Consider the following 6,608-nt stretch of genomic DNA (forward strand, 5'->3'; position numbering starts at 1 on the left):
ACCGATATGTTCAATGCCATCGGCCATGTATGCGACCTCTACTCGGCGCAAGAATGTCGGAACTACTTCAAGGCTGCTGGATATGTCTCAGGTTAAAGGCGGGACGCTTTAATATATAGATAGTGTCAAGAGTTTTCTGGAATGTGGTTAAGGTCTCGTGCCCAGCTCTTCATTGTCTGGTCGAGTAGATGTTTATTTTGATGATTTTATCGTTTCCTGGCCAATATGTTCGAAAATATGCCACTAACGTTCGCCGCGTCGGTAGGGTGCCATCAACGCCGCTGGGACTTCGGCTCTGCGGGCGACAAGGACCAGCGCAACGATCGAAAGTACATACGGTGCCATGAGGAACAACTGATATGGCACACCCTCAACCGTTGTCTGCAATCGCAGTTGGTAGGCATCGAAGAAAGCGAACAACATCGCGCCAATCAAAGCCTTACCGGGCCGCCAGCCAGCGAAGACTACCAATGCGATGCAGATCCAACCGCGCCCCTGCACCATGCCCGGGAAAAAGCTGTTGAACGCCGTTGTAGTCAGGAAGGCCCCGCCAACCGCCATCAAAGCTGACCCGACAACAACTGCGCCGATACGGATACGGATCGGGTTCAGCCCCTGCGCCTCAACCGCATGAGGGTTCTCTCCGGTCATACGAATGGCCAACCCCAAAGGCGTACGGGCAAGAACATAGGCCATCACAGCCACCGCAGTGAGCGCCAGATAGGTCGGCAAAGCTTGGTTAAAAAGGATCGGTCCCAGAACGGGAATATCTGACAGGACCGGAAAATCGAGCGGCTTAAAAGCCTCGATCGTAGGAGGCAGATCTCCCACCTCAACAAGTAACCTGTACAGGTAATAGGCTAAAGCGGATGCAAACAGCGTTATGCCCAGCCCTGAGACGTGTTGCGAAAGCCCAAGTGGAACTGTCAGCATAGCATGAAGCAATCCCATCACCGCGCCGCAAAACGCTGCAAAAATGAGGCCTGCAAGCAATGGCGCGCCCATGTAGACGACAAGCCAACCGCTCATCGCCCCCATGGTCATGATCCCCTCGATTCCCAGATTGAGCACGCCCGAACGTTCGCAAAGCAACGCACCAAGAACACCAAATATGAGCGGTGTCGCAATACGCAGCACGGAAGCCCAAAGACTGGTATTCAGCAGCAGATCAATTGCATCGCTCATCGGCGCACCCGGTAGGTTGTGAAAAGAAGGGCCACGATCATGGTGAGCAGGCACAGCGCCACGATCACATCGGCAATGAAACTGGGTACACCCGTCGCACGGCTCATGGCGTCGGCCCCGACAAAGACTGTGGCGACGAATACAGCGGCAGCGACCACTCCGGCCGGATGCAAAGCGGCGAGCATGGCGACGACAATGCCTGCATAACCAAATCCTGGGCTCATAGTGGTGGTGACCCCCGCAGTGACCCCCAAGACTTCGACAGACCCGGCAAGCCCTGCCAGCGCGCCCGAAAGCAAGGCAACACCCATGATCGTTCGGGGCAGAGAAATTCCGGCAAAGGCAGCGGCACTGGCATTTAAGCCTGCGGCGCGTGTTTCAGCGCCAACAACAGTACGCGCAAAAATCAGCCAAACAGCACTTGCCGCTGCGATAGCAACAAGCAGCCCGATATGGAGACGTGTACGGGGGATCAGATCCGGAAGGCGGTAATCCCCGTCTACGGGCACCGAAGAGGGCCACCCAAAGGCCAGCGGATCGCGCAAAGGGCCCTCAATCATGAGGCCAACAAAAAGGATCACGATGAAGTTGAGCAGCAGGGTTGTCACCACCTCATCCACGCCGAAACGTAAGCGTAAAAAGGCAGGTCCTGCCAAAAGGGCCGCGCCTGCCGCCATGCCCGCCAACATCAAGATCGGAATACCTATCCACCCTGGAACCCCGAGTGAATGACCGATCCAAGCCGTGATTAGCGCCCCAACAAAGAACTGTCCCTCGCCCCCGATGTTCCAAAGCCGCGCTCGGAAGGCGACAGCTGCGGCAAGTCCCGTAAAGATAAGCGGAGTGGCGCGGGTCAACATCTCGGCGATGGAAAGGCGCGAGCCGAACGCGCCATTCACCATTTCGCCATAAGCCGTTAGAGGATTTACGTCAGCAGCAGCGATGAGACCGGCGGCCAAAAGCAATGCAGCAAAGATCGCGGCCAGTGGTGCAATGATCGCAAGATGCAGCGGCACATGTGAGCGTCGTTCAAGCCGCATCATCATTTTCCTTCCAGACACCTGCCATCATCAGGCCAAGGCGTTGTGGGTCGGCTTCATCAGTCGATATCGATTCTGACAAGCGACCTTTTACGATGGCCTGTATTCGGTCTGACAGGGCTACAGCTTCTTCCAATTCTTCTGAGATGAGCAGGATTGCGGCACCTTCGGCCCGTGCTGCCAAAAGCTCGGCATGAACTGAAGCAATTGCACCTTCATCAAGACCACGCGTTGGCTGGTTTGCGAGCACAAAACGCGGCCCATTGGTCAGAACCCGGCCAAGGATCAGCTTTTGCATATTGCCGCCGGACAGCAGCCTTGTTCGCGTGTCGGGGCTGGCGCCGCGGATATCAAAACGTTCTATCAGCCCCGCAGTGTATTCCCGGGCGGCGCGTTGTCGAACAAAGCCGCGGTGCGAAAATCTCGGTGTGCGCAAGCGCTCAAGCACCGCGTTTTCCCACAAACTCAATTCGCCCACAACGCCTTCTGCGTGCCGGTCTTCAGGCACCCTGCCTGCGCCCGCGCGGATCATGCCGCGCGGACCCAGATGGCTGATATCTTCGTTCAAGAGTGTTAACTGACCCGCACTTGGGTGTGCCAATCCTGACAGCAGCGCACCGAGGGAGGACTGACCATTGCCTGAAACGCCGACGATACCAAGGATTTCACCGGCATGGACATCGAAAGACACATCATCCAGCCGCAAATCACCGTCTTCTTCCACGCTCACGTCCTTTGCGATCAGGACTGGCGCTCCAATCTCATGGTCTTGACGTACGGGACGCTCAACCTTGCGGCCAACCATCAGTTCCGCCAACTCTTCTGGTGTGGTTTCGGGTGTTTTGCGTTCCGCGACCATCCTGCCGCCACGAAGCACCGCCACACGGTCAGAGGCTGCCATGACCTCATGCAGCTTGTGGCTGATGAAAATAAGCGAGAGGCCCTCTTTTGTCATATCACGCAGCGTTTCGAACAGGCGCATCGCCTCGGGCCGGGCCAGAACGGCAGTCGGTTCATCCAAAATCAAAATACGTGCGTCGCGATAGAGTGCTTTCAGAATCTCGACCCGTTGACGTTCACCAACGGAAAGCGTCCGAACCTTGGCCTCGGGGTTCACAGGCAAGCCGAACCGCTCAGAGATCTGCAACAGCTTTTTGCGCGCCTCGCCACGAGCGGAACGCGCGCGCGTCAAGGGTTCGGAACCAAGCATGACGTTTTCCAGAACCGTGAGGTTGCCCGCAAGCGTGAAGTGCTGGTGTACCATCCCCACACCCACCTCGATCGCTGCACGCGGCAGGCCTGGGGGCAGCTCTTTTCCAAACACCCTGACCGAGCCTTTATCGGCTGCGTAATGGCCGAACAGGATATTCATCAGCGTCGTCTTACCCGCACCATTTTCGCCCAACAGAGCAAGAATTTCCCCGTCTTCTAGTGTCAGGGTCACATCGTCATTTGCGGTAAGCGTTCCGAAACGCTTGGTAATGCCGTTTAGTTCCAGAACCTTGGTCATGCGGGCAGGCCTGCGATTGGGTGCGGAAAAGTGATTGCGGGCGCGCGGTCTTCGACAAGTGCGCCAAGTTTCAGCAGCGCAAAATCCGAGCCAGGGGGACCAATCAGTTGAACGCCGAGTGGAAGACCATTTGCCATGCCAAAAGGCAGCGCCAAAGCTGGCAAGCCCGCTACATTTGCAAGTGCGGCGTTCGGGGCAAAAGCCTCGAGCCGCGCCATGTGATCGTCTGGGGAGGTGCCGGACAGATCCAAAGTGCCTACAACGGGCGGTGCAGACGAGAGGATCGGCATCAGGACGGCATCAGCAGACTTAAAAAGCTTGCGAGATCGATTTGTCAGACGTGCGAGCTGTCGTGAGGCCGCAAAAAGCGCTGTGGCCGGTGTCGCACGGCCCTCGGCAGCCATGGTCGCGGCAAGCGGTGGAATCTTATCATCAGAGATCCTGAGCGCAGTCAGCCACTCGGCCAAGGAAACAGCAAGTATGGTTCGGGCGATTGCGTGTGCCTCATCCCCCAATCGGTCGGGGGCACGAATATCGCACACCTCACAGCCTGCATCGCGCAGCGCGTCGGCAGCACTTTTCGCGGCCTTGCACTGGTCGGCACCGCAACGCTCCGGCAATGCCAATGCGACGCGGGGGCGTTCTGGCAGATTTACCGGGGCCATGGGCTGGGCTACCGCGTCAAAGGCGGTCTTCACATCGCGGACCGACCGCGAAAGGATCAGTTCAGACGCTATGCCCATCAGGTGATTGGCAAAATCAGGGCCTCCGGGCACCGCGCCACGAGAAGGCTTGAGCCCGGTCAAGCCACAACACGCAGCGGGAACCCTGATGGACCCGGCTGCATCCGTGGCATGAGCAATTGCAACAATACCAGCTGCAACCGCGGCTGCGGCGCCACCGGATGAACCACCGGGTGTCAACGCAGGGTTCCATGGATTGCGGGTCGCCGCCATGCCATCGGGTTCGCATGTCAGGGAAAGGCCAAAGGGAGGTGTTGCGGTCAAGCCGAAAGGGATCAGGCCGGTTCGGCGAAGACTTTGCAGCAGGTGGCTGTCACTATCGGGTTTACGACATTGCGCACGGATCTCCGCGGATCCTGCCGCCGCAGGCAGCCCTTTTGCGAAACTGCCGAGGTCTTTCACCAAAAACGGAACCCCATGAAATGGCCCGCGCTGGTCTGGTGGCAAAGCGTCTGCAACCTTTGCCCCATCGCGGGCCATATCTTCGTCCAGATATACCACGGCCCCCAAATCTGCCCGTGCGTGGCAGGCGGCAAGGCTGGACTCCATCAGTTGGCAGGCAGAGATCTGCCCTGCCGTGATGGCAGCTGCAAGAGCTGTGGCATCGGTCACGTCAAAGCCCTCGGGATCAGGAGGGCTCGCTTTCGTCAATCGGAACGTCCCATTCACCGGATTGAATAGCGGCCTGTTTGGCCTCCATCCCCGGGATGGCGTCGGCAGGCACTTCATCGGCGACATAAATCAGCTCATTGCCGCCATGGGCCATAAAGGAATATTCCGTGTAGTTACGACCTGTTGGATTACCGGCCTGAACATCCGCCACGATGGCCTCGATTGTGGGACCGTAATTCCAGATTGCATTGGCAAAAACCGTGCCCGGGTATCGCGGGGTATAATCGATAAGCGAACCGATCGCCTTCACACCTCGCGCTTGGGCCGCATCCGCAGTGCCAATGCGCTCACCAAACAGAATGTCTGCACCCGCATCAATCTGGGCAATCGCAGCCTCTTGTGCGCGGGCCGGATCGAACCATGCACCGATAAAGCCGTTGACGAAGGTGGCGTCTGGGTTCACTTCGCTTACGCCCATGCGGAAAGCATTGATCAAAAGGTTCACCTCGGGGATCGGATAACCCCCGACCGAACCATAGACATTGCTTTCGGACATATGACCCGCGAGCATACCAGCCAGATAGGCTGCCTCGTGGTTGCGTGTGCCAAAGACACCGAAGTTGTCACCTTCTGGCCCACCGGAAGACCCCATCAGAAACGCGGTGTCGGGGTAGTCACCCGCCACTTCGCGTGCTTCACGCTCCACAGCATAAGATTCACCCCAGATGATTTGCGCACCTCCCTCGGCATACTCGCGCATCGCGCGGGGATAGTCGGTCGGCGCTACTCCTTCTGAAAACTCATACTCTATCAGGCCAGCGTCGGCGGCTTCCTGCATCGCCAGGTGAATGCGGCTGTTCCATGCATTTTCAACCGGAGACATGTGCACTCCGGCGACGCGGATCGCAGATTGCGCGTTCACGCGATGGATATAAGCCGGCAGGGCCAGCGTGGCCGCAGCGCCGACCATCAGTTGACGGCGGGTTGTGGTGAGTTTCATTGGTAGATCCTCTTCTGTTGGTGGCAATTCTTCTTGTTAATGAACTTCCTAAGTATTGGGCCTGGGCGCGTAATCTGCGGGATCCAGGGTCGTGGGACGGCCAGGCAAAGAAAGCGCGGCCATTCGTGGTTCTGTGCGGGCCAGCACCTTTCCGTTTTTGATAACGGCAAGCCGGGTGGCTTTCATGCGAACTGCTTCAATCGGGTCCTGCGCCTGCAGCACTACCATATTGGCAGGGCCGCCTTCGCGGATCGTCGGGTCGGGCAAGCCCATTGCTTTGGCACCATTCTGAGTAACGGACGTAAACGCCCACTCCATCGCCTCGCGGGATGTCATCGGCACGGCATGCACGCCCATATGAGCCACTTCCAACATGTCGGCGGAGCCAAGCGAATACCACGGGTCCATCGTGCAATCCTGTCCGAAGGCGACATTTACACCCGCCGCGCGCAGCTCTGGCACTCGGGTCAGCCCCCTACGACGCGGATAGGTATCCGAGCGACCTTGCAGCGTTATAT

6 protein-coding genes are annotated in these 6,608 nt (G+C 58.0%); all 6 read right to left on the reverse strand.

The window, feature by feature from the left end:
- Positions 1-243: 243 nt before the first annotated feature.
- Positions 244-1,185, reverse strand: a complete 942-nt coding sequence (locus AC2FLZ_RS21445) for an ABC transporter permease (RefSeq protein ID WP_480521495.1) — start codon at positions 1,183-1,185, stop codon at positions 244-246.
- Positions 1,182-2,225: an ABC transporter permease gene (locus tag AC2FLZ_RS21450; protein ID WP_496882751.1), complete on the reverse strand. Its 1,044-nt coding sequence runs from the start codon at positions 2,223-2,225 to the stop codon at positions 1,182-1,184. Before AC2FLZ_RS21450 ends, AC2FLZ_RS21445 begins: the two co-directional genes overlap by 4 nt.
- Entirely contained in the window at positions 2,215-3,735 is a 1,521-nt protein-coding gene (locus AC2FLZ_RS21455) for an ABC transporter ATP-binding protein (RefSeq protein ID WP_480556031.1), read from the reverse strand. Before AC2FLZ_RS21455 ends, AC2FLZ_RS21450 begins: the two co-directional genes overlap by 11 nt.
- Positions 3,732-5,129 carry an amidase gene (locus AC2FLZ_RS21460; protein ID WP_480521501.1) on the reverse strand — a complete coding sequence of 466 codons (1,398 nt, stop codon included), beginning with the start codon at positions 5,127-5,129 and terminating at the stop codon, positions 3,732-3,734. Before AC2FLZ_RS21460 ends, AC2FLZ_RS21455 begins: the two co-directional genes overlap by 4 nt.
- The gene (locus tag AC2FLZ_RS21465; RefSeq protein ID WP_480521503.1) at positions 5,107-6,090 is read right to left on the reverse strand and encodes a BMP family protein; all 984 of its coding nucleotides are present in this window, start codon (positions 6,088-6,090) and stop codon (positions 5,107-5,109) included. Before AC2FLZ_RS21465 ends, AC2FLZ_RS21460 begins: the two co-directional genes overlap by 23 nt.
- A 48-nt stretch (positions 6,091-6,138) precedes the next feature.
- Positions 6,139-6,608, reverse strand: a 470-nt coding sequence (locus AC2FLZ_RS21470) for an amidohydrolase family protein (protein WP_496882752.1), incomplete at its 5' end; no start/stop codon positions are given.

This window comes from Ruegeria sp. YKSF131 (genome assembly GCF_059612645.1).

What these genes read in the sequence shown, in the direction of transcription:
- AC2FLZ_RS21445 (WP_480521495.1), bottom strand. Translation starts at nt 1,185, where the DNA reads ATGAGCGATGCAATTGATCTGCTGCTGAATACCAGTCTTTGGGCTTCC.
- AC2FLZ_RS21450 (WP_496882751.1), bottom strand. Translation starts at nt 2,225, where the DNA reads ATGCGGCTTGAACGACGCTCACATGTGCCGCTGCATCTTGCGATCATT.
- AC2FLZ_RS21455 (WP_480556031.1), bottom strand. Translation starts at nt 3,735, where the DNA reads ATGACCAAGGTTCTGGAACTAAACGGCATTACCAAGCGTTTCGGAACG.
- AC2FLZ_RS21465 (WP_480521503.1), bottom strand. Translation starts at nt 6,090, where the DNA reads ATGAAACTCACCACAACCCGCCGTCAACTGATGGTCGGCGCTGCGGCC.